Annotated in this window: 19 protein-coding genes; 14 read left to right on the forward strand and 5 right to left on the reverse strand. The window is 53.2% G+C overall.

The annotated features are described in order from the left end of the window. Positions 1-62: 62 nt before the first annotated feature. A complete protein-coding gene (gene alaS, locus EPA93_RS29800; protein ID WP_129891017.1) occupies positions 63-2,705 on the reverse strand; it encodes an alanine--tRNA ligase in 2,643 nt (880 codons plus the stop codon). A 508-nt stretch (positions 2,706-3,213) separates the two neighbouring features. Between alaS and EPA93_RS29805 the strand changes: the two genes are divergently transcribed. The 3 genes from EPA93_RS29805 to EPA93_RS29815 all read left to right on the forward strand — a co-directional run bounded on the left by EPA93_RS29805 (position 3,214) and on the right by EPA93_RS29815 (position 5,518). Beyond that, entirely contained in the window at positions 3,214-3,792 is a 579-nt protein-coding gene (locus tag EPA93_RS29805; protein ID WP_165423481.1) for an AAA family ATPase, read from the forward strand. Positions 3,793-3,902: 110 nt separating this feature from the next. Next, positions 3,903-4,370: a YggT family protein gene (locus tag EPA93_RS29810; protein WP_129891019.1), complete on the forward strand. Its 468-nt coding sequence runs from the start codon at positions 3,903-3,905 to the stop codon at positions 4,368-4,370. A gap of 152 nt (positions 4,371-4,522) precedes the next feature. After that, a complete protein-coding gene (locus tag EPA93_RS29815) occupies positions 4,523-5,518 on the forward strand; it encodes an HAD family hydrolase (RefSeq protein ID WP_129891020.1) in 996 nt (331 codons plus the stop codon). 51 nt (positions 5,519-5,569) lie between these two features. Here EPA93_RS29815 and EPA93_RS29820 read toward each other — a convergent pair whose 3' ends face one another. Next, entirely contained in the window at positions 5,570-6,052 is a 483-nt protein-coding gene (locus EPA93_RS29820; RefSeq protein WP_129891021.1) for a helix-turn-helix domain-containing protein, read from the reverse strand. A 394-nt stretch (positions 6,053-6,446) separates the two neighbouring features. On the opposite strand from EPA93_RS29820, the gene EPA93_RS29825 reads away from it, so the two are divergent. Beyond that, positions 6,447-7,703, forward strand: coding sequence for a sensor histidine kinase (locus tag EPA93_RS29825; RefSeq protein ID WP_165423482.1), 1,257 nt, complete (start codon positions 6,447-6,449; stop codon positions 7,701-7,703). Here EPA93_RS29825 and rsmD read toward each other — a convergent pair. Together rsmD and EPA93_RS29835 are read right to left on the reverse strand one after the other, a co-directional pair. Then, a complete protein-coding gene (gene rsmD, locus EPA93_RS29830) occupies positions 7,678-8,250 on the reverse strand; it encodes a 16S rRNA (guanine(966)-N(2))-methyltransferase RsmD (RefSeq protein WP_129891023.1) in 573 nt (190 codons plus the stop codon). The two genes, EPA93_RS29825 and rsmD, sit on opposite strands and share 26 nt — an antisense overlap. Then, complete coding sequence (locus EPA93_RS29835) at positions 8,231-9,436, reverse strand: hypothetical protein (protein WP_129891024.1); 1,206 nt, start codon at positions 9,434-9,436, stop codon at positions 8,231-8,233. The genes rsmD and EPA93_RS29835 overlap by 20 nt, the downstream gene beginning before the upstream one ends. Positions 9,437-9,744: 308 nt before the next feature. Between EPA93_RS29835 and EPA93_RS29840 the strand changes: the two genes are divergently transcribed. From EPA93_RS29840 to EPA93_RS29885, 10 genes are all read left to right on the forward strand, one after another. Next, complete coding sequence (locus tag EPA93_RS29840; RefSeq protein ID WP_129891025.1) at positions 9,745-10,428, forward strand: hypothetical protein; 684 nt, start codon at positions 9,745-9,747, stop codon at positions 10,426-10,428. 39 nt (positions 10,429-10,467) lie between these two features. Then, complete coding sequence (locus EPA93_RS29845; protein ID WP_129891026.1) at positions 10,468-12,402, forward strand: AAA family ATPase; 1,935 nt, start codon at positions 10,468-10,470, stop codon at positions 12,400-12,402. A gap of 304 nt (positions 12,403-12,706) precedes the next feature. Beyond that, on the forward strand, positions 12,707-14,242 hold the full coding sequence (locus EPA93_RS29850) for an ArnT family glycosyltransferase (RefSeq protein ID WP_165423483.1): 1,536 nt from the start codon (positions 12,707-12,709) through the stop codon (positions 14,240-14,242). A gap of 787 nt (positions 14,243-15,029) precedes the next feature. Beyond that, positions 15,030-17,198: an LCP family protein gene (locus EPA93_RS29855; RefSeq protein WP_129891028.1), complete on the forward strand. Its 2,169-nt coding sequence runs from the start codon at positions 15,030-15,032 to the stop codon at positions 17,196-17,198. Between the two features lie 111 nt (positions 17,199-17,309). Continuing rightward, positions 17,310-18,527 carry a TolB-like translocation protein gene (locus EPA93_RS29860; RefSeq protein ID WP_165423484.1) on the forward strand — a complete coding sequence of 406 codons (1,218 nt, stop codon included), beginning with the start codon at positions 17,310-17,312 and terminating at the stop codon, positions 18,525-18,527. Positions 18,528-18,614: 87 nt separating this feature from the next. Continuing rightward, entirely contained in the window at positions 18,615-19,703 is a 1,089-nt protein-coding gene (locus EPA93_RS29865; RefSeq protein WP_129891030.1) for a protein kinase domain-containing protein, read from the forward strand. Between the two features lie 217 nt (positions 19,704-19,920). Beyond that, positions 19,921-20,310, forward strand: coding sequence for a RidA family protein (locus tag EPA93_RS29870; RefSeq protein ID WP_129891031.1), 390 nt, complete (start codon positions 19,921-19,923; stop codon positions 20,308-20,310). 16 nt (positions 20,311-20,326) lie between these two features. After that, a complete protein-coding gene (gene dnaA / locus EPA93_RS29875) occupies positions 20,327-21,829 on the forward strand; it encodes a chromosomal replication initiator protein DnaA (protein ID WP_129891032.1) in 1,503 nt (500 codons plus the stop codon). Between the two features lie 423 nt (positions 21,830-22,252). Beyond that, positions 22,253-23,218 carry an aromatic ring-hydroxylating dioxygenase subunit alpha gene (locus tag EPA93_RS29880; protein WP_129891033.1) on the forward strand — a complete coding sequence of 322 codons (966 nt, stop codon included), beginning with the start codon at positions 22,253-22,255 and terminating at the stop codon, positions 23,216-23,218. A gap of 282 nt (positions 23,219-23,500) precedes the next feature. Beyond that, on the forward strand, positions 23,501-24,313 hold the full coding sequence (locus tag EPA93_RS29885; protein WP_129891034.1) for an HAD-IIA family hydrolase: 813 nt from the start codon (positions 23,501-23,503) through the stop codon (positions 24,311-24,313). Here EPA93_RS29885 and EPA93_RS29890 read toward each other — a convergent pair whose 3' ends face one another. Continuing rightward, positions 24,314-24,763 carry a PaaI family thioesterase gene (locus EPA93_RS29890; protein ID WP_242527167.1) on the reverse strand — a complete coding sequence of 150 codons (450 nt, stop codon included), beginning with the start codon at positions 24,761-24,763 and terminating at the stop codon, positions 24,314-24,316. Between the last annotated feature and the right edge of the window lie 7 nt (positions 24,764-24,770).

The raw sequence follows: 24,770 nt of genomic DNA on the forward strand, positions 1-24,770 counted from the left end.
ACTCACCGCTGACTGCTGCATGTGTTGTATTTATAGCACAAAAACCGTATGACTGGCAAAACTTACTTGAGCTTCTCTTTTACCAGCGCTGGCACAAGATCTAGGGCAGCCCCCAACTCGGCCTTGTTTTTGCCGCCACCCTGGGCCGATTCCGGTCGTCCACCGCCTTTTCCACCCAGGCGCGCGCCTACCGCCCCGGCGAGCTTGCCAGCATGTAAGCCACGCTTTGTCAAAGCAGCATCAACACTGACCTGAAGGGCAATGCGCTCGCCAAATGTTGCCGCCAGCACAACGACACCAGGCTGGCCAAGCTTGCTGCGCACTATATCGCCCATCTCGCGTAATACTTTATCATCTGGAGCATCCACGCTAGCAGCCACTACAGCGGCATCCGCAATCTGCAAGGCCTGCTGAGCTACCTGTTCAGCCTGGCGCTGAGCCTCCTCGCGTTGGTACTGAGCTATCTGGCGGCGCGCGGCTGCAAGATCCTGCAATACTTGCTCCACCCGTGTCTCCAGTCCATCCGGTTGGGTCTGTAGCTTTGTTGCCAGGCTCTCAACGGTGGCACTGCGGCCGCGCAGATAAGCTTCAGCCGCGCGCCCGGTCAGGGCCTCGATACGCCGAATACCGGCCGCCACGCTGGCCTCCTGGACGGTGATATAGATCCCGATCTGCCCGGTTGAGGCGCAATGAGTGCCACCGCACAGCTCAATGCTGCTGCCCATTGAGACCACGCGCACAAGGTCCTCATACTTCTCGCCGAAGAGGGCCATCGCGCCAGTCTCCATGGCATCTTGCAGCGGCATAATGTTGGTCTGCACAGGAAAATCCGCCCGTATCCAGCGATTGATTTGCGTATCGATCTGGGCAAGATCTGAGGCGGTTAACGCGCGCGGGCTGGAGAAGTCGAAGCGCAAACGTTCGGGCTCTACTAGAGAGCCGCGCTGCTCGACCTGCGATCCTAGCAAATCGCGCAAGGCTTTGTGCAGCAGATGGGTCGCGCTGTGATTGCGCATGGTATCCTCGCGTCGCTGGCCAATTACCTCGGCCTGGACGCTCTCACCAACGCGCAAGTGACCCTCATTCAATTGCCCATAGTGGACGATCAGGCCCTTCAAAGGCCGGCGCGTATCCTCAACCTTGAAGATTCCCAGCGGTCCGCTGAGATCGCCGCGATCGCCTATCTGGCCGCCGCTTTCGGCATAGAAGGGGGTCGAATCGAGCACGACGAGCGCCTGCTGAGGCGCGCTGATACTCTCTACCTCTTCACCGTTGACAACCAGAGCCACGACCTTACCGTTGCCGGTAACTCCGCTATAGCCGGTAAATTCGGTTGGCCCTACGCGCTGCAAGATCGCGGTTAAGGCGCGGTCGTCCTGAGCCTGCACAAAGGTGCTGGCCGAGCGGCTGCGCTCCTGCTGGCGCTGCATGGATTGCTCAAAGCCGGCAGTATCGACTGTAAAGCCCTGCTCGGCGGCTATCTCTTGCGTCAGTTCTACGGGGAAGCCATGCGTATCATACAGCTTAAAGACATCCTCACCCGGAATAACCTTTTGCTGGCGCAGCTTGAGAGTGGCAAGTAAATCGGAGAGCAGGGCCAGGCCCGTATTGAGCGTCTGGCTAAACTTCTTCTCTTCAAGGCTCAAAATCTCGGCAATGCGCGCCCGCTGCGTACGCAGCTCGGTGTAATAATCGCCCATCAAGCCGGCCACAACATCGGTAGCCTCAGCCAGGAAGGCCTTGTCCAGGCCCAGCAGCTTGCCATGGCGTACGGCGCGGCGCAGGATACGGCGGAAAATGTAGCCTCGGCCTTCGTTGCTCGGCAAGACGCCATCGGCGGCCAGGAAGACCAGGGCTCGCACATGATCGGCAAGCACGCGTAGCGAAACATCTGTTTTAGCATCTCGGCCATAAGCTGTATGCGCGAGATCGGCAAAATAGTCGATAAGCGTGCGGAACATATCGGTATCAAAGACCGACTCCTTGCCCTGCAAGACCATCGTCAGGCGCTCCAGGCCCATGCCCGTATCAATATTGGGGCGCGGCAAGGGAGTGCGCGAACCGTCGAAGTCCTGATAATACTGCATAAAGACAAGGTTCCAGATCTCCAGGAAGCGCTCGCAATCGCAGCCCGGCTGGCAATCGGAGCGGCCGCAGCCATACTCAACGCCGCGATCGTAATAAATCTCGGAATCCGGTCCGCAGGGACCAGATGCTCCCGGAGGTCCCCACCAGTTATCATCAAGGCGTACAATCGCCTCATCGGCGAAACCGGCAATCTCGCTCCAGAGCTTAGGAGCCTCGTTATCCTCGGGATGCACAGTTGGGTGCAGACGCTCGGCCGGCAGTTGCACAACCCTTGTCAAAAACTCCCAGGCAAAGGTAATCGCCTCGCGCTTAAAGTAATCACCTACCGAGAAATTGCCCAACATCTCAAAGAATGTCAGCGTGCGCTGATTGCCCACCTTATCAATATCCGTGGTGCGAAAACACTTCTGAGCAGATGTCAGGCGTATGGCCGGAGGAGTCTCACGCCCCAAAAAATAGGGGATCATCTGCTGCATCCCGGCAGTCGTAAGCAAGACAGTTGGATCATTGCGCGGCACCAAAGACGAGCTGGGCACCTTTAAATGACCTTTGCCAACAAAAAAATCAAGAAAACGCGCGCGTATCTCAGTACTTGTAAGTTTTATTTCAACAGACACAGCATCCTCCTCAAACAGGCAAAGCGACAGCAGAGGGACATCTATACTCTCTATATGTTAAGAGCAGGAGCGCTTCCTGGTGGCCGCTCTTCTTAGAATTGTTGTAATATAGACTCAACAAGGTTGCAGGTATCCACTAGATGGGTATCCCAATGCCAGAACCAACACAAACAAATATAAGGCCAGACAGCAGTATGTAGCAAGAGAGATGCTTGCCTTCAGGCGGCCGAGTTTCTGCTACGCTGCTCTTGTTCTTTACGATTATTGAGAACGGTTCTCACGGGTACGCCTGCCAGGTAGGGACTTGCATGTGTCTGCTCAACACAGCCCATAGTCCCTTCAGCGAAGACTTAAGAAGACCTTGCCTGAGTCCGGGTCAGGTCCAGGCGTGTAAGACTACATGCTCTCTTATGGCGTGCCCCAAATACGAATCATATCCCACCAACGTGGGGGCCTGACGCAGCGCATACATGCATGCGCATTATATCAGAGGAAAGGAAGCATCGCAATGGACAGAGCGCAAACAAGGGAAGAATATAGAGATTCAGGACCATCCTGTCTCACCGTTGAAATACCTCAACGAACACTTGTCGTGCTCTGTGGCTCTGCTGGTTCCGGTAAAAGTACCTTTGCCCATAACCTGATCGCCAGGCACAAAAATCAAGGCCTCAAGCCTACAGTGATTGTTTCATCTGACCAGTGCCGCGCCATGATCAGCGATGACGAGGCCAACCAGTTTGTGAATCGCGATACGTTTGATCTCTTCCACTTTATCATTCATAAACGCATGTTTCAAGATCGCTTCACGATCGCCGATAGCACGGCCCTGCAGGTAGAAGCACGTCAGCGCCTCCTGGCCCTGGCTCAGCGCCACCACTATCATACCTGCCTTTTTATCTTTAATATTCCTCCTGCCCTCTGCATACAGCGCGATCAGCAGCGCCAGCGCCTGGTTGGTGAGCAGGTCATCGCCTATCATACCAACCTGTTACAGCAGGCTTTGCTCGATGCTCCCAAAGAAAATTGGAACCAGTTGCACATCCTTGATGAGCATACTAAGGTAGAGCTGGCATTTCTCCCCAATTAGTGCGAAAATTAGGGATAAGCACTTAGCATCAATGTACAACCCTTAGAAATATTTCGCGTAGATTCACTATAGCCAGGAATAATGGCAGTTTTGAAGGAGAGCAAGTACAGATGATGCAATATGATCAACAAAGTAACATCAACGAGGGGCGAACCCTTCCCGACGCCAGTACCGAGCCTGGCATCTCGCCTCGCTTCACTACCCCAATGGCTGCAACTTATCGGCCACAGGATGCCTGGTTTGAGCGCTCCTTACACGGACTGGGTAGAGCTGTGGATCTTACCATCCGTAAGATTGGCCAGATTCTAGGTTTTGTGCTGGGGCTTCTGATCTTATCCCTTATTATTCGTTTTATCCTGATCTTCTTTGGCTTGACCAGTAGTCTGTTTTCCCAATGGATCTTCACCTTCACTGGCTATCTAATGATCCCGTTCGATAATATTCACGCGCCAATCCATTATAGCGGCTATCTCATTGATCTCTCGACAGTTATTGCCATCATCGCTTACGGAGTGGCCATCCTGATTATATGTCGTTTCCTGCAGATGCTCATCTCGCGCCCCTCGCGCATCTGGTGAGGATTTGCCTGGATAGCCTTGCCCCAACAATTGACCTTTTTGTGGCGATCGGGTAGACTAATTCTCGCCGCAGAGCACAGCCACAGCGCGCAAGAACCGCTTGCCAGGGCTCTGCGGCAAGAAGCGTGCACAGCCGCAGAAAGGTTTTTTTAATGAACAACTCGGCATACTGGAAACGCCAGGGCCTCCAGTTTCCCTCTCCCTTTGATACAGTCTTCTTTGATGTTGATGGGGTGCTCATCCGAACCATCGATTCATTCCATGCTACCGATATCGCCGTTGCAGAATATATAGCTGGCACTATTTGTGGCCTCGATTGGGGACAGAGCGAGGGCAAAGCCCTGGTCACCCTTAAGGATGTGGATGCCTTTAAGCGCGCTGGCGGCTATAACAATGACTGGGATATGTGTTATCTGCTCTCGGCACTCTTCACAGCTAAACTGCGCGAATGGCGGGGCAGCTCGTTAGCCGAACGCAGCATACAGGAGTGGGCCGAGATCTCGCGCAGCGCTAATTTAGAGGGCCACGGGGGCCGTGAATGGGTTGATACTGTCGTCCCAGCCAGCGCGCGCCAGGATTATCAGTTCGTTGGCGAGCTCTATCATGAATGCTACTGGGGAGCCGCTGAGCTGGAGAAGCGCTTCGGCCACAAACCCCGCTACTTGCCCGATGCGCCGGGCTTCGTCCATACAGAGAGCATGCTCTATGCTCCGGATTTTCCTGCCAGATTGCGTCAGGCCGGCATCCAGCACCTGGGCATTATTACGGGTCGCGTCGGTCCCGAGGTTGATAGCGCGCTAGAACATATGGAAGCCTATAGCGGCCAGGCCTGGTGGGATGTTGTGGTCTCAGCTGATCTCTATGCTAAACCGGACCCACGCGCTTTACGCGTGGCGATCGCCGAGGTAAAGGCCACTGGCGGGCTCTTCATCGGCGATACTGCCGACGACCACGACCTGGTTCACAATTACCGCGCTACTCAAAGCGCTGCTGAACCCGGCATCCTCGCGGTTGTGCTGATTAATGAGGAAAAAGACGCTGCGATTTATCAACAGCGCGGGGCGGATTTCATAGTGCAAGAGGTAGAAGATGTCCTCTGGTGCCTGCCAGAAGCTGACAGACACCAGGCCTCGCTGAGTGAAACTTAGCGGCGCCCTCTCAGTTGCACGCTTAACTCTTCAGTAAAGAGCTTTCGCAGCTCAGGAGAGGTCTTGCTGGCGCTGCTGTCCCTCATCGATCAAGCTCACGAGGAACTGTAGCTTCTTAATTGTGTGCTCGACATTGCGCTTGTTGCGTTCGTAGCCATCAGGCGCGAGCTGTTGAAACCAGGTACGAATGTCATCTTCAGTAATATCGTACCACTTGGCATCGGCCTGAAGGCGCAAATACACGCGCATCTGGGGATCTTGTTTCTTACGCGCTGGCTTCTGAGTCGCTTCACCCGCGCTCTCGCGCTCATCGGCCTCCACAGCCTCGGCCAGTTCGGTTGCTGGATGCAGCTCGGCATCCAGCGCCGCGATATCTGAAAGGCGGTAAAAAGCATCGCGCCCCACGCCTCGTAACGGCTTGATCCGTCCATCCTTTGCCCATTGCTCAAGCGTTATACGATCAATGCCCAACCGTCGTGCTGCCTCGCCCGCATCCACAAAGGCAAAGCGACCACCACCGGGTTTGCTTACCATTTTCTTCTCTCTTTCAAGCAAAAATTATTCCTGACGCATGCTTCGCGTCCTTATACTCAAGTCTTTTATGATTCCTCTCCCCTATTATATCGCAGGCCAGCCGGCTATTTATTCCTGGCACAAAAATCTCTCAATGTGCCCCAAACTCTGCGGTAGCAGAAACAGAGAATAGCGTCTATAGCTTAGTTTATAGTCGGGATTTGGCCATGCGTCGAATAAATATAGCAAAGGTAGCAAATTATGTAGTATATATGTTAGAATATTTAGTGCTACAAGTCAGTACAATTTTTACAAGTGTCTTTGTCGACTTTTTCTGTGTGCCTGGTTAGGAATGATGGGAAGAAAGGGAAAAGGGATGTACGACAGCAACCTCACTGCGAGAAAGGCACTCAACATGCATGATCTAATTCTGCAGAAAGTATCACACACATGCCATGCAATTATAACGAAAGGGCTCAATTTATGTAATCTTATTACCTGGCCCTGGCCGCGCAAGTTACTTTATTTGGCCTTTCCCTTGCGCCTGGGCATGTGCCTGCTCTGCTTTCCTCTTTGCGTTTTTATTTATCTCTGGTATCTTCCAACAGCTTATAGTATCCTTCTGACCCTCCCCATGGGTCTGGCCTCGTGGCTATTTAGCAAACGAGGAGCGTGTGCCTGCTTTTTTGGCTATCTCAGCATCCAGATTATGTATAATTTGTTCTTGTTTGGAAGGGAGCTCTGGCCCCCTACCAGCGTCTTTTCCTTGCTCAGCAATGCAGCAGTCCTATTTGTCGAAGGGAGCGCGATGGTCTCTCTACGCTATTTGTTGTCAGCCGAGGAACAGGCCCGCCTGCGCGCCGAACAAGGAGAACAGCAAGCAGCGCTGGCCTATGAGCAGCAGCGGCAGCTCTACCAACTCAAGAGTCAGTTTATTCTTAACGTTAACCATGAGTTGCGCACGCCACTCACCGCCGCTTCCGGCTATCTTGAGATGCTGCAGCTGCTCTTAGAGGAGAACGGCCATCTAGAGCGAACAAAACATGGGGAATATCTCAACAGCGCGCTACGCTACTGCGAAGAGTTGCAGGCGCTGGTAAACAATGTTCTGCAAACCATCGAGATTGGCAGCGATAGAACGCCGCTCAAATTAGAGCAACTCGCCGTAGCCGAGACGGTCCACGAGGTGCTCGAACGCTTCGATATTTTCAGGCGCCACCGCTGCCGCATTCATCTCGATATCGCCGAGCATCTCTACATCTGGGCCAACGCCCAATGTCTCCATCACGTTCTGTACAATCTGATCTCTAACGCCATTAAATATGCACCGGAAGTAGCACCTATCGTCATAGGCGCCTGGCAAAGGCACGACACACCCCAATTCGTTTGCATCTACGTACGCGACTATGGTCCAGGCATCCCGCATGAAGAACTTCCGCTGCTCTTTGGCCAATTTGTCAGGCTGCAGCGAGATCTAGCCGGCACAGTGCGCGGCACAGGATTGGGGCTCTATATCAGTAAGCATCTCATAGAAGCGATGGGAGGTCAGATCTGGGTAGAGAGTACTGGTGTTCCCGAAGAAGGCAGCGTCTTTTTCTTTACCTTACGCAACGCCTTCCCTCAGGTCCTCAAAGAGCGCATCCCGCTTACGGGCGCATACGATAAAACATGAGCAGCGTACTTCCATAGCGACGTTCATCGCTAAGCACCAGGCGCTGGCAGGTCACGGCCGCTACGCCTGGTCGCTCTTTGGGGTAGATCTGGACAATCACCAATCCCTCTTCGCTCAACAGAGGTGAGCTATCGAGCAGTTCCAGAGCACGCGCGGCAAGTTCCTGATATTGAGGAGGAGCCACATAGATAATATCGTAGCGTCGCTCTGGCGCTGGAAGCTGGGCCTGAGCCTGCAAAAATTTGAAGGCATCTCCGCGCAGGGTTTCCGCGCGATCCGCCAGGCCGGTAATCTGCAGGTTCTCCCTGATCACTTTAAGCACCTTATAGTTCATCTCAATAAAGGTTGCCTGTGCCGCGCCCCGACTGAGCGCCTCAATGCCTACGCTGCCCGTCCCGGCAAAAAGATCAAGAAAGCGCGCCTCCTCAACCTCGGTTGAGAGAATATCAAAGAGCGCAGTCTTCACGCGATCAATGATGGGCCGCGTGCCCATAGTCTTGGGCGCTTTTAAGCGTCGCCCCTTAGCCTCACCTGTTACCACGCGCATAGCGTTCCTCCTCAAGTAGCAGCAGAGCCGCCTCGACCTCAACGACAAAATCATCTTCCTTAGCCCAGGAAATCAGCACTTCCGCCTGGTCAACCTTCAGCTTCTTTAAGACTGAAACGTCCCAGACGCCAAGGATCAATTCTTGCAACTGCTCGGTTGTAATCTGCCCGCTCGTTATCGTGTGCAAGACTTGCAGGCGGTTCGCGCTTGCAGTTGTTGCTCCACGCGATTCGCGCAACTTGCTGATCAGCGTCTTGGCACGCACCCGTTCCTGCACAGTTAAAGCGCGCGGCAGATCGAGATCTTCCAGCTCATCTTCTGACGCCTCACTGTCCTCTGGTTCAACTTCCTCATCGAAGCCCCGCGCTGGATGTTCCGCCCGCAAGGTTCCCACAGAGCCATGCGCTGAATTTTGGGACTCTTTGGCAGGACGGGCATTCTGGCCGGCCGCGCTTGCTGAGCTGGATGAGCTGGAGGAATGCGGCGCTACAGAACGGGCCTCAGGCAGCCTTGCGCTGGAGGAGGTTGATTGATTAGGCGGCGGCTGGGTCTTTGGTTCTTGATCGCCAGGGGCTGTCTCTCGCCCCGCCAGTTGCTGCAGCTGCTCAAGAGCCTCGCGCAGGTTGATGCCAGAGAGTGACTTGACTTTCAGCAGATCCATAGCCTGCTTGGGGCTCAAACCCAGGCTTTCTTTAATGTGTTGAATAAATTGGGGGAGAGGCAAATTACCGCTATTGTCGCTTGCCGTAGGGGTAGAAGGCATACTGGCCCCAATATTTGGACGCGTCGGCGGAACGCTCAGCTCGGCAGCCTGGGCCGGCAAGGGCGCGGTCTCACGTTCAGGCGTTTGCGTCGCTGTAGGTGCCGCAGGGAGCGCCGCCGGCTTATTCGCCGGTTTGCTCGGCGGAGGAGCCTTTGTGGTTGATGCTGGCGAAGGCACCGTTCCGTAGGCCTGCTGAGCCCGCTGGAAGATCTGAGCCGCTCGCTTCTCCACCCTGCTCGCAAGCAGATTCATCCCTTCTTCTGCCTCTTGCACTAGCTGCTCCCGCGTCTCAGCGCTAGCTCCCACAGGCACAGGTACGCCCATTTCTAGAGTATGCGTACGCCCGGCGGAAGTAAATTGCGTCGCATAGCGTAGCCAGATATACTCTCCTGTTCCTGCCATCTTATTGCTATCATCATCCATAAACGGCTCCTCTTAAATATGCTGCACTACATGCGCTCTCGTTCCTGTAACACTGATGCGTACATTATATCAAAAAGGCCTTGTATACACATCCCCTAATCAGGAGAGTAGGAGCATGAAATTTCGCTGTAATACCAGGCTTGCCAAACGCAGAGAAGTGATGTATGGTACCATCATCAGATATTGTAATCAGCATTTACACTTAGAATGACAAGAATCCATCTCATTGTATCCTTTAGTACAATGCTATAAGTAGATTGAGTGTTACTAGCTGACGTGCTTGTCCGAGAAAGTTGAGATGCAAGACTATGCTGAGCCCTTCACCAACTCAACAACCGCCTGAGTCTCTCGCCCGTCCCGCAGAGAATGTAGCTAGCTCTGAAGAGCAGAGAGCCAATGCTGAAGCGAAGAAAGTCAAGCTGACCCCGCTTAAAGCCAGAATGGGGCAGGCACCTGCAGCATTGCTTATCAAAGGGATCATCAGGCCGATCCTCAAGGCCTTATATTACCTTATTCGCTGGATAAGGTCGCATAAATTGCTAGCCTTTATCGTCTTGATCCTGTTGATAGCCAGTATTGTACTGACTTCTTATTTTGTAACCGGCAATGCTCCCCTAAGCGATAATACCTCTAGCGGCCTTCAGGACAATCCACAGCTCAACCCATATGTGCGAACCTGGATTTTAGCGCTAAAAGATGGCGATTTGAATACACTGCAAGAGGTAGATAAAACTATAGATACCCAATTGCAGCCTCCCGACACAAGCTTATATGTGATGGCCTATAGCGAGCCGCAGGCCCATGTCAAGTGGAACGCACTTAAGGTGCTTGGCATCACTAAAGCCTCAGACGGCACATCCGATACCTTTATAGAAGCCGATATCACGACTGCCAGCAACCAGCCAGCTATAGTCATCTGGCATTTCACAACATTACCCGATGGTCGTATCCTTTTGATCGACGTTACACAACCCCGACCAACGCTGCAGTAAAGCGGGAGCCGCAAGCCAACGCAGAAGGGATAAACTGCCGTGCCAAAGAATGCAACTAAAACCAAACGCGAAGCAAGCGATCTAGATAAGTCAATCGATCTGGGAATAGATCAGTTTGGGCGCTTCCTAAAGCTCTCCTGGGGCTGGATCGTTATCTCAGTGCTGATTTTGCTGTTTTTTATATCAGGCAAAACGGTGATTGGACTAAACCCGGGCACACTGCTCACCGGCATCTTTGAGATCGGCTTTGCTATCTGCTATATTCTGATCCAATTTATTGCCCTTTTCTGGTTCCTGGGCCGTCCCCGCCTCTACTGGGTAATGCCAGGCGAGACCGGCGTGACCTTCAATGACTATAAGGGCAATCCGGAGGTGCTCGAAGCCGCTCGCCGCGTCGTGGCCGTGCTCGGTGGCGTTAAAGAGTTCCACGAGATGGGCGGTAAGCCAGTACGTGGTCTGCTACTCACCGGCCATCCAGGAACCGGCAAGAGCTACCTGGCGCAGTGTATGAGTACTGAAGCCGGTGTGCCTTTTGCCTACGCCAGCGCCGCAAGCTTCCGCGCGATGTTTATCGGCATGGATGTCTTGATGATCAGCCGGCTCTATCGTAAAGCCCGGCGCCTGGCGCGCGAGTATGGCGGCTGTATCGTCTTCATGGACGAAATCGATGCCATCGGCGCCTCGCGTACTGCCGGCGGTGGTAGCAACATGGCCATGGGTGGCGGCATCTTTGGCGGCATGGGAGGATCGGGTGGCCTCAATCAGTTGCTGATGGAGATGGACCCACCCAATATTGAGACCGGCTGGTTCAAAAAGGTCTTGCGCTCGCTGGGTCTTTACCAGGGCCGCGCACAAAGCGAGCCAGTGCTCACGGTCGGCGCGACCAACGTGCCCGAATCGCTCGACCCGGCTCTGCTGCGCCCTGGACGCTTTGACCGTAAGATTAACGTTGCCCCACCTACCGATAAGTATCGTCCCGAGGTCATCGAATACTATCTGAACAAGGTCAAGCGCAGCCCCAAGATCTCGATAGCCGCGATCTCGGCACGCCTGGTTAACTACACGCCAGTCGAGATTAAGCACGTTGTGAATGAGGCAGTGATCATTGCCCACTTCGATGGACGCGATGAAGTCACGTATAAAGATCTCGTTGAGGCTCAGGATGTTCACGAGTATGGTCTGCGCCAGCTTAGCGAACTTTCGCCTATTGAGCGCCGTCGCCTGGCTTATCACGAAGCTGGACATGCTGTAGCCTGCTACTACCTGATGGATCGCTACTTCCCCTCATTTGTGACACTGCATATGCATGGGGATCTTGAAGGCGCAGCTGCCTTTGCAGCCTGGCGTCAGAAAGAGACCATCATTACGCAGAGCAAAGAGGATGTGCTGGCCCGCATTCAGGTAGCCCTGGCCTCACGCGCCTCCGAAGAGCTCTTCCTTGACGTCAACCTGAATGGCGTTACCGGCGACTTCGCCAGCGCAACACAGACGGCAGCAGCCTTTATTGGAGCCTATGGCATGGACGGCACACTCACATCTTATCTGGCCTTCGCCGGTCCCCTGGGCGCCAACCCGCTCAGCATTCCCGAACTGGCAGAACGCACAGAAGCCTTGCTGCAAAAGCAGTTTAAGGCGGTTAAGCAACTGTTCCAGGAACATAGTGAAGCCGTTATCGCCGTAGCCGAGGCCCTGATTGAGCGCGAGGAGCTTGTGGCCGAAGAGATTAAGCAGTTAATCGAAGAGGCCGATGCACGAGGCGTGGTGAAAACTGTCTTTACGGAGTTTGAGCCCCTGCTCAGTAACGGCCACAACGGGCATCTTTTGAGCAGCGGCAACGGCAAGCGCAACGGAACCGGCGCCCTGAGTGGTCCGCGTATCGATGCCGCGCCTCAGAATAAGGAAGCGCAGGGCTTGCAACCCAGGGCCGAGCAGGGCTATTCTTTCCTGGAGCAGCCCGATAACCCTTACGCATAGGCAGCCCTACTAGTATACTAAGGGAGCCAGGGCGCTGCTCTGGCTCTTTTCTATGCTCATTATCAGTCTCCAATTTCCGTTGGGGCCGCCGAGCACGGCCAAAAATGCAAATCTATGACTACTATTTAATCTTCTTTTAATCATTATACTAAGATTGATATTTGTGTATTTGTTACTTGAACATTAGAAGTATTTCTGCTATGGTGAGCGCGGCAACGCTCCCTATCGTGTGTACATACCTACAGTACCGGTACTTGATTGAAAAATGTGTATCAGTTTTAAATTAGTTAAAGAGATTATACATATGGCAGCAAACACAATAGTGCACAATAATACAAAAAGAGAGAACGAGACCACAGTGCGGCGCTTTCTGGGGTGGCAGACCGCGCTCTTTTGCCTTGTTCTCCTGGCCCTCCTTCTACTGGGGATCTTGATGCGTTTACACGACCTTGGCCTGCCATTTGATCGCGATAGCTATGATGAGGGGGTTTACTGGCAATCGTTGCGAGCGATGAGCGCCGGGCATGCACTCTATCAATCAATCTTCTATTCGCAGCCGCCATTCTTTATGTTTTCTATATTTCCCACCTACCTGTTCTCCGGGCAGTCATTGTGGGCCGCGCGCCTGGGTATTGCCCTCGTCTCAATGCTGGGCCTGCTCGGTGCCTTTCTGCTTGGCAAGGCGCTGAGTGGTCGCGTAGGCGCTATTGCCGCCCTCCTTCTGATCATCGTCGATCCGCTCTACCTGGCCCAATCGCAAACCATCCAGGCCGAAGCTCCCTCGACCGCTTTATCGTTGCTGGCCATAGGCGCTGCCTATCTCTGGTGGGAGCATCCCGAAGGAGTTGCCGGCATCTGTTACGCGATCGTGGCCGCCTTAACCCTCTCGTTGAGCATCTTTTGCAAATTGCTGGCGGTCTCCACGCTGGTACCTATTGGCCTGCTCATGCTCGCCCATATCTGGCGTATGCGCTCAGGGAAGCACATCATGGGCCTTGACGCTCTCCTCCTGGGAATCTCCGTCTTCCTGGCCTGCTCTGCCTTGCTGATTGTCCCCTTTATGAACTCGCTTCCCCAGGCCTGGCAAGGTGTCGTTACCTTCCACACCACGGCAGGGAGCATCTTAAAAAGCAGCCAGCCGAGCAATGCCAAACAGCTAGAGCACCTCCTGATCACGCTCACCTCCTGCGCAGCCCTCTTTGGTACGCTGGCCGCCCTCTTACGGCGCGATTGGCGTGTCGTGCCGCTGCTGGCCTGGTTTCTCGTTACCGTTTATCTGCTCTGGCAGCAAACTCCGCTCTTCCCTCATCATCTGGTAGCCCTCACGCCTCCTCTCGTTGGACTGGCCGTAATAGGCATTGGTCCACTTCCCCTGAGCAAGCAACGTCCCGCCGTGCTGATCAATATAGCTACGGGCATCAGCCTGCTCCTCATCCTTGTTACAGCCGTGCTGAACGGCCAGGCGGACCAGCACTACTATTATGCTATGCGTCAGCAAAATGCGGCAGGAGCAACCCAACAGCAACTCCAGGTAGCTAAAGATCTACAAAGTGTCACACGGCCAGATCAGCTCGTCGTTACCGATGCCCAATTCCTTGCAGCCCTTGCCAATCGTAGCACGCCAGCGCCGCTCGTCGATACCTCACTTGTGCGCATCCAGACCGGCTACCTGACGGCGCAGCAGCTGATCCAGCAGGTTCAACAGCCAGAGGTCCATGCCGTCCTCTTCTATACAGGGCGCATCAATGCCAGCAATGTTAGCGCTTTTCGGCAGTGGGTTACCCACCATTTGCATCGTGTGCACAGCTATGGCAATGGGAAAGAGTTATGGATTAAGTAGTCATAGCGGTAAATATGGAGAATAGACCTGCAGTTTGAGCTATTAATATAGTAGTATATTACATAAGAGGATCATTCCTCGCCATGAAACGACTTAGCAAGCTAGCTGTAAAGCTTCTAGAGAAATTCGCCAAAGGCTGCCGGAAGGAAATACTTATGCAAAAGAAAAGAACATTCAGCACTATGGAGATAGTCCTGATTGGAGTACTCATCGGCTCGCTTATTCTCTCCTTTATTCAAGCCCGTCAAGAAGAGCGCCAAGCGAGCTAAAACTCCGCAAATAGCTTTAAGTACAATAAACGCCTCGTGGCTAGCCACCATGAGGCGTTTACTTGAGGGGTGCCGTGATAATTTCTCAGTGACGACGTGACTACAAGAAGTACTCCAGTACAACTTACGAACAGATTGCATCGTATTGTGTCCATAGATCATAGTAGCGCGTTGCAATTAACCCAAATTTAAATGGGGGTTATTTCTATGTAAATTCTCAAGCAGGCAAGAATAGCAAATATGCCTAAACGCTTCATGCTTTTATCTAAAATAATAAAAAAGTCTATTTCGACGCATATACCAACTGTCCTAATTTCAGGCTACTGAGCAAGCAGCATAGTGATGAATTTCTCAACCATACGTTATACTAAGACGAAAACACCTTTTCCTATCAGGGATTAAGATATAGAAAGAGGTACCCTTCGAGAGGTTGGCAGGGGAATGATGAGGGGCCATGAGAAGGGGCCCTGGGAAAGAGGTTCTCCCAGGGTCAGAGATTTAGGAAGCAGGTAATCACGGTGAAGCAACAATTTATGCACATGAAATCGCCCCAGGGAAAGAGGCACTCAGCGCAGACACCACCGTTTAAGGGATCGTCCCCAGCTGAGGCCCAGCCCGGCGATAATGCTCAGTCGCCAGAAGCATATGCACCCGATGCCGCGCGGCCCGGGCCTTCACCAAACTGGCAAACCAGTAACTCCCTGCAACTTGAGAACAGGCCTGGTTTCTCGTCGCCGCCGGTAGCGGATCAAGAAACAACGGTACAAGAGGCAATTCAAGATCCGGTCACGGGTCCTATCCATGATGGGAACCCGGTACAGAGTTCGTACTATTCACCTGCTTCTGGACAATTATCGTCACAACCTCAATTTAACGCGGGTATGCCATCTTTTGCTCCGCCCATGGGTAATGCCGCGCCTCCCATGCAACAGGTAATCCCACCCTTTGCTGCTCCTATGCAACCAGGGCAGGGTGCTCCTTTTGCCGCCCCCATGCAGCAAGGACCTCTTGCTCAAGGAGCCGCATCTCCCTTCGCTGCGCCCGGCGTGGCCTCGGGCGCGCTCCTGGGTCCCGGAGCACCGCCCCTATCGCAGCCGCTAGCCGAGAACAACTGGCAACAGATGCCGCCGCCACCAAACAACATGGGCTATCCTGGCACGCCTCCACCAACGCAGCCACCACGGCCAAGAGCGCCCGAAAAGAAACGCTTCCCAACCTGGGCGCGCGTGGTAATAATAATCTTACTTGTGCTTGTCATCTCTGGCAGTGGAGCGTTTGCTTACTACCAGCTGAATTTTGCGCCAACCTTAAACAACATTACCGGACACCAGGCAATCTACACTAAGGGCGGTAGCAATATCAATCAGAGTACCGGCGATATTCTCAGCGGCCAGCGCGTGAACATCCTCTTACTGGGTAGCGACACAGACGGCAAGGGCAACGGCATCGAAAACGGACGGCCTCTGGCCCAGACCGATATCATTGTTTCGATCGATCCCCAGACAAAAGCCGTCGCCATGGTCTCCATCCCACGTGACCTGCAGGTAACTGTAGACGGCATAGGCAATATGAAGCTGGATGAGGTCTTTATGACTGGCTGGTCGGGACCCGACGTGCCAACACGCATTGCCAGAGCCGCGGGCCTGACGATGCAAACGATTGAAGCAAACTACGGCATCCACATCGACCACTACGCCTGGGTTGGCTTGACTGGCTTTATCAAAGTCATTGATACAGCAGGAGGCGTCGATATCGACGCCATCCATCCTATGGTCGATGATAATTATCCCGATGATATCAATACGCATGACCCATATGGCAATAAGCGTTTGTATATAGCCCCGGGTCCCCAGCATATGAACGGCATCCAGGCCCTTGAGTACGTGCGTACCAGACACTCCGACCTGGTGGGAGACTTTGGCCGCTCGCAGAGGCAGCAACAGATGCTGGCCCAATTGAAGGCCAAGCTGGCAACACCCGACACGATAAGTAAAGCCTCGGATTTGCTCAAAGATCTGAATGGCTCGGTTCAGACAGATTTACAGCTCACCGACATCATGAAAATGGCCAACTTTGCCACCAGCCTTGACATGAATAAGATGCTGCGCGTAACGTTAGGACCTCCCTTCGCCAGCCCGAGTGCGACCAACAGCAACTACCTGCCTAACTGTAGCCTGATCATTCCTGCGATTACGAAAATATTTGATCTAGGAAACCAGGCGAAATGTGTACCACAAACCAACAATGTAGTCACGCCCCCCAATAACCAGGGAAATCAAGATCAAGGGACACCGGACATGCAGGCTACGCCTACTCCTGGTCTCCATCATGGGCAGAATACCCATAACAATCAGGGGAATCAGAACGACCAGAACAACTCTGGTACACAGGGCACACCCGGCACCAAGGGCACGCCCAATGCAGGGAACCAGAACGGAAACGGCGACCCGGGCACGCAGTCTACCCCTACTCCTGGCAAAACACCAAACAAGCATCACAAAGCAGGAAATGCGATGATTGCAACGCCAGGTACCACGGCATATGCAGCGCTAAGCAATCTGAGCCAGATACTTCAGGCCAGCGCGCTGAGCCTGCAAAGTGGAGGCAGTGATTGGCCAGGTGTACATAGTCTCCTGGACCTCATGTTTATGGTCGTGTTCGAATCGTTCGACGCTTTGACAACATAAAATAATTTATATATATGGATTGTCTTGCGAAGCCGCAGCTAGGTATTGTGGCCTTGCCTATACACTGCAAGGCACGCCATATACCCTTTGAAAACAAATATGGGACATCTTATGAAACGATCCAAATGCTGGCCAATATATATCATGCTCATGTTCCTGACACTTAGTCTGCAAAGTTGTCTGGACATTGGAGATAATGGCAACTTCCAAACAAAGGGCATGAATAATGGTACTCAGATTGGGATTAACCAGACAACACAGGCTAATTTCAAAGGCAAACTGTATTTTACGCTTCAGCACAATCTGTATACCCTTGATAGCCAGCACAATCTTACACAGCTTACGCGCGGTATGAACGTGCGCGACCCGGCGGTTTCTCCCGATGGCAAATGGATTGCCTTTATCGCGACCTATAAAAACTATACCGATCTCATGCTTATGTCAACGACAGGTGGTCAGGTCAAAACCTTGCGCTCGGGAAACGGGACGTATATAGCCAACCCTAACTCCGAGTTTCCTAAAGCAACCTATCTCTGGTATGCGCAACCTTCCTGGGCAGCAGATAGCAAGCATTTACTGTTTTTGAGCGACCTGGCCAAACCGTACGCCGACGCAGGCGTTGATGCCTTCTTACTGGACCTGCAAGTCTTTTCAATTGCTATAGACGACCCCACAGCGACGCCGCAGGTAGTCGCCTACGCGACCTATGGGGACGGAGGGAACCGTGATCCTAGCTTCCGCCCCGGGCACGCAGACCAGATCATCTATACGCACTATCAATATGACCCGAAGACAAATTATAAACAGCTTGTACAGATTTATCTCGAAGACCCTAATGCCATCAGCAATAATCCGGGGAAATATCGCCCTGGAACATCTGATGTTGAGGTTGATCCCGCGCTGGCTCTAACGCCACCCGAGCCCGACCTTGTGAACTTCCAGCCAAATTTCTCGCCGGATGGCAACGCCATTGCCTATATACGGCGTCTTGATGCTACGCATATGGGGCTCTTTATTATGCCAGTGCCCACAGACCCAGGCCAGCTCATCCAGGACCCCAACAATCCTGATACGCAGAAAAAAGCCCTGGCTAGCTATGCAAAATCTGTCCAGATTGTCTCAGGAGAATACATAAGCCAGCCAGTCTGGTCAGCGGATGGCAAGCAAATTGCCTACATTGGCTATAGCAACAACACCTTTGATATCCGACTGGCAAATATCGAATTAGACAAAAAAACCGGAGCGTACAGCCTGAAAGGGGAGCCAATACAATTAACTGATACGAAGGGACAACTGGATGCAGAATCGCGCCCATTCTGGACTCCATAACCCTTTGATGTTATACTAGCCACTGAAACTCTGTATATCCCTAGTGCGAACTCAGTAAACCATACGGAGCCGTCAAGAGTATACAACGTGGTTGGCAGGGTCGGTAATGAGCGCGGGTATACGCTGGCGATCTGTTATGGAGGCACAGCATTAGTGGTGTATTCGCCCAGGTCGCTTGAGGTAGAAACGTTGAATCAATTAGAAGGCACACTGATTGCTGGACGGTACGAGATTCGTGAGCATATCGCCACAGGTGGCATGGCGAGCGTTTTCAAAACCTGGGACCACCGTGTGGAGCGGATCGTAGCGATCAAAGTGTTAAGGTCGCTCGACAAAAACGATCTACGGGCTGTAGAACGCTTTCGGCGCGAGGCCCGCGCCGCTGCCGCGCTTGCCCACCCCAATGCCGTCACTATCTATGATTTTGTTGAAGAGATGGGCCAGTACTTCCTCGTCATGGAGTACATCCAGGGCCCGACCCTGAAGCAACTGATCGGCCAGCGCCGCCAGTTGCAGCCACGTGAGGCTATTGAGGTGGCTTCGCAGGTTTGTGCGGTATTGCAGGTTGCCCATGGGCACAGCTTCATCCACCGCGATATTAAACCGCAGAATATCATGCTGGCCTGGAGTGGAGGGCCTGCTAGCGGTGGCCTCGGCGACGGAGCCGCATGGGTCAAGCTCACAGATTTTGGTATCGTGCGCGTAGCTGAGGATGCAGGGCTCACGAATAGCGGGATCGTGCTTGGAACTGCCGATTACCTCTCGCCAGAACAAGCTCGCGGGGAGACGCTCACTGCTTCATCAGATCTTTACTCGCTTGGTGTAGTCATTTTTGAGATGCTAGCTGGGAGGCCGCCATTCGTGGGTCCGACAGCTGTGTCTATTGCCATGCAGCATGCAACAGCTAACCCGCCACCCTTAAGACAGTTCAATCCAACCATCCCGCCCGCAGTCGAACAAGTTGTTATTCGCGCTTTACAGAAAGAGCCTGAAGATCGTTTTAATTCAGCCGCAGAGATGCAGGCGGTCTTGCGTCACTGCGCTAGAGAGCTGATGAGGAGTAAGCAAACAACAGCGGCCCCTCCCGCTCCCGCCGCGTATCCGCCCCACAATTATATGCTGGGGACCGAAGGATCGGGATATAATCCTCCTTCAGGGCGCGGCCAGTATCCATAAAATAGCAGACCATACTTTTATCAACAAGAATACAAGCCAGACCAGACGGAAAAGGTTATTCCCTGGCCTATCAATTTCCAGCCTTTCGTTTCTTGACAGCCTCTATCAAATCGGATAGGGCGATGGTACAATGCCACAGAGAAGAGATTCTGGAAATAAGCAGATCTTTTTTGCATCCGTATTTGATAGCACACATTATCTAAGGGAAAAACGTGTAATGGAACACAAAGAGATTAAGACGCCTCACGCACCAGCGGCCATTGGCCCCTATAACCAGGCCATCCGCTACGGGCAATTTATTTATACCTCTGGACAGATTCCGCTTGATCCGGTCAGCGGAGAGATAGTGGGCGAGGATGTGCAGGCGCAGACGCACCGCGTCTTACAAAATCTGCAAGCCGTGCTCAGCGCTGCAGGCTCATCGCTCAACCATGTTGTGAAGACCACAGTTTTTTTGGCCAGCATGAGCGATTTTCAGGCTATGAATGCAGTCTATGCCAGCTATTTTAAGGATGGTGTTACACCTGCACGCACCACAGTCGCCGTCGCCGAATTACCGCGCAAGGCTCTAGTCGAAATTGAGTGTGTCGCCCTCGCCGAAGACTAGCCACGGGAGAATTTTGGTGAACACTGCTACTATCTGGCGTACCACCCTTGAACGATTAGAACAAACTGCAGTCGATGCCGACAGTAAAGCATGGTTACAGGACGCTCACCTGGCGAGCGTCCCTTATCTTGATGATGGGGACATAGCGCTTGATCAGGCTGATCAAGGGGTGCATTTTACCCTACAGGTGCCCAATACTCAGGCTTGCAACGTAATAAACAATCGTTGGCGCCCTTCCCTTGAAGAAATTCTCACAGAAATTACGGGACAGGTGGTCACGCTCTCTGTGTCCTCTGAAGATAAGGGTCTGCCAGCCGCACAAAATATATCTACAGAAGCGCAGGCCGCGACTCAGAGATCGCCTGCCCAGAATAACTACACTGCCTATTTTGACATTTCTCCGCATCAGTCGACCCAGGCAGAGCTCCAATATATGACCAGTGGATCTATGGCCACGCTGGAGGATTGGGATAATGAGCAGCGCGCAAACATGTTGATGCACAATCGGCTCAATCCCCGCTACACCTTTGAAGCCTTTATTGTTGGAAACAGCAATCGCCTGGCGCATGCCGCCTCCCTGGCCGTTGCCGAGGCTCCTGGAGAATCATATAACCCGCTTTTCCTCTATGGAGGCGTAGGTCTGGGCAAGACTCACCTCTTGCACGCGATTGGCCACCTTGGCGTGCAAACCGGCCTGGCTGTACTGTATGTCTCCTCAGAGCAGTTTACTAATGAGATTGTCAACGCGATTCGTTACCGCACTACAGAGGAGTTTCGCGCTAAGTACCGCTCCGTCGATATCTTGCTCGTCGATGATATTCAGTTCATCGCCGGGAAAGAGTCAACTGAAGAAGAGTTCTTTCATACCTTCAACAGTCTGCACGAGATGAGCAAGCAGATTGTGATCTGCAGTGATCGCCCTCCCAAGGCGATTGTGAGCCTGGAGGAACGCCTGCGCTCCCGCTTTGAGTGGGGGTTGATCGCCGACATTCAGCCTCCCGATCTGGAAACGCGTATGGCCATTCTGCGCGTTAAGTCCGATTTGCTCAATTACCCAATTCCTGATGAAATTATCGCTTACATCGCCAGCCGCGTGCAGACAAACATCCGTGAACTGGAAGGCTGCCTCAATCGTCTGATGGCTTATCAGCAATTACATCACACAGATCTTACGCTGGATGTAGCGCGTGCTGCCATGTCATCTCTAGGCAACGATAACCGGGAAGCCAGCCTGAACGGTCGCCAGATTGCCGAGGCGGTTGCCGACTATTATCATACCTCGTTAGAAGCCATGCGCGGCAAGCAGCGCGATAAACATATCGTCATGCCCCGCCAGATTGCCATGTACCTGATCCGCCAGGAAACGCAGGCCTCCCTACTCGAAATAGGGCAGTTCTTCGGTGGTCGCGACCACAGTACCGTATTGCACGCCTGTGAAAAGATTGAACGAACCCTGAATCTCAACCCTGGTTTGCGCCGCGAAATTATTGCGATCCGCGAGCAGTTATTGCGCGAATGAGCCAATGTAGCGCTCATCTAGAGACCTGGTGGGTCGGAGCAAACTACAGGAAATTATTGCGATGCGAGAGGGATAGAGTTATCTCGACCTTTGCCTGACCCACCTTCTGACATCACTTGCGCTTTCCATCTCCAGCCAGACAATTCTCCCCAACTCTCCCAGGGCATATTGATACGGAGCCCCGACTAGCAGGCTGAGCCCAAAACCCTTGATGGCCAGTAGGCTCGCTCAACAGGCCTGAGGTCAGCGGAATGCAGCACCGATAGAGCTCCCGTAGATGCTGAAGGGACAGCGCGTTTTCATTCAAAATCTATATTTCATGGTATACTAAAGGGGCCGCGCTAAATCTATTTCTTCTGCGAGACCGACATCCGCAGAGGAATACATATATTGCAGCCCAAGCATCAAGCGAAAGGAACATCTATGCTCAATGATCCTGTTCTTGTCAACGACTGGCATGTAGTTGCCTATGCGCCCAACCTCAAAGAAGGCAAGCCTCTTGCTGCACGCCTGCTAGAGGAGGATATCGTACTCTGGCGCGTTGGCGAACGGATTCATGCCTGGCGCGATCTATGTATTCATCGGGGCACACGCCTCTCATTAGGTAAAGTGGAAAACGATACCTTGATCTGTCCTTATCATGGCTGGACCTATAATGAGGAAGGGCAATGCATTCGCATCCCGGCCCATCCTAACCAGCAGCCCCCGGCCAAAGCTTGCGCAAAGGTCTATCAGGCCCAGGAAAAGTACGGCTGGATCTGGGTCACGCCTGGCAACCCGCGCAAAGATGTGCCCGAGTTCCCACAGTGGGATGATCAGTCCTTCCACAAGATCCATTGTGGCCCCTATACCTTTAAGGCCAGCGGTCCACGCGCCATCGAAAATTTTCTTGATGTGACCCATTTTCCCTTCGTCCATCAAGGCTATCTGGGCGATCCCAACTTTCCCGAGATCAACGACTACGAGGCTGAAATTAGCCCGGATGGAGTCGTTGCCCGCGATATTATGGTATGGCAACCCGATCCCGATGGCTCGGGCAAGGGAGCCTATGTCACCTATACCTATACCGTGACGCGTCCGCTTACCGCCTATTTTGTGAAATCGTCAGAGGGTCCGCGCTTCGCCATGTATTTTACCGTGACTCCAGTTGCCCAGGACACCTCTATTGCCTGGACCTATGTTGCCATGGATTATGAGAACAAGCCCGATGAGGAGATCAGGGCATTTGAAGATATGATTACCTGGCAAGATGTCCCTATCGTCGAATCGCAGCGACCCGAGTTGTTGCCACTTGATCTGCAAGCTGAACTACACCTGCGCTCGGATCGGACTGCGATCGCTTACCGTAAATGGCTGAGCCAAATCGGCTTGACATTCGGCACAGCCTAATGGTCTGCCAAGGTTGAAATAATGGGTGAACCAGTGGGATTGTCAAGGGGGCGCCGCGATCGAGCGGACGCGCCGCGACCTAGCGGATTGGCGGCCCTTGACCTGGGTCTGTGCCCCAGCTTCTCCCTTTCCCTCCGCCGCAGGCGGCGCACTTGTCAATCGGCGCTTGACAAAGCCTGGCCCTGGCGCAGGACAGCTTCTAAGAGCGCTGTCGGAAAAAAATCCAGGAGGAACACGATGTTCCTCCTGAGCTGTTCTTATCTGAAAAAGTGATGGAGACTTATGCAACTACCATACACCACATACCTTATCGACCTCGATGGTGTGGTCTATCGAGGAGAAACCCTGGTGCCAGGGGCCAAAGAATTTATTGCCTGGCTAAACACCACACACAAAAAATATCTCTTCCTTACCAATAACTCGTTTGCCAGCGAAACGCAGGTCCTGGCCAAGCTAACTCGGCTGGGCATCTCCACTGACCAGACCCATATTCTTGGCGCGGGCCAGGCAGCAGTAAAAAATATTGCCAGGCGCTTCCCTGGCGCCACGGTCTATGTTATTGGCGAGCAGCCATTGATCGAGATGGTACAGCAGCACGGCTTGCAAGTTGCCAGCCTTGATGCCCATAAAGCCGATGTTGTACTCGTCGGACTCGATCGCACTTTTGACTATAAGAAGTTAACCGGAGCAGTCCTGGCCGTGCGCAAGGGAGCCGCCTTTATCACTATCAACCGCGATCCCCTCTTACCCGTCGAGAATTCCTATCTGCCCGGCTGCGGCACGATGACAGCAGCGATTGAAGCCGGGAGCCAGAGCAAACCCGAGATGATCGGCAAACCAGAACCAACTCTGCTCTTTGAAGCCATGCAGCAACTCAACAGCCAGCCAGGCGAGACTGTCATGATTGGCGACAACCTGGGAGTAGATATCCTGGCCGGGCATGCCGCAGGCACGCACACTATCCTGGTTCTCTCCGGCAACGATACGCGCGAGAGCCTGGCCAGAGCGACGGTCAAACCGAACCATGTTTATGAAAATCTGGCCGCCATCATGGATCTTATCCACACGGCAGAGCCGACATCACATACCAGCTAATCAGGCTCTCAACACATTACCTTTGTCGGGCGGGCGATCCACGACAGCAACCGTGCAGCGTGAAATGCAGATCAGCTTATCGTCCTCGTCGCTAATCTTGACCTCCCAGACATGGGTTGAGCGTCCAAGATGTAGCGGCGTCGCAACTCCGGTCAATCTGCCTTCGCGCTTGGGTCGCAGGTGGTTGGCGTTAATCTCCAGACCGAACGCCATCTGCCTTTCCCCATCGATATTCAGTACGCTGCCCAAAGAGGCAAGCGATTCCGCCAGCACCACCGAGACGCCTCCGTGGAGATAGCCCACCTGCTGGCGATGATTAGGGCCAATCGGCATAGTTCCAACAACTCTATCTTTTTCGGCCGAGATCAATGTAATGTCCAGGGCCTCCCAGACTGACCCTTCGCGCGTACTATTTATATGCGCAACAACTTCTTCGGAAACATATTCCAAAGTCAGG

Origin of the sequence: Ktedonosporobacter rubrisoli (genome assembly GCF_004208415.1) — a bacterium.
GTDB lineage: Bacteria > Chloroflexota > Ktedonobacteria > Ktedonobacterales > Ktedonobacteraceae > Ktedonosporobacter > Ktedonosporobacter rubrisoli.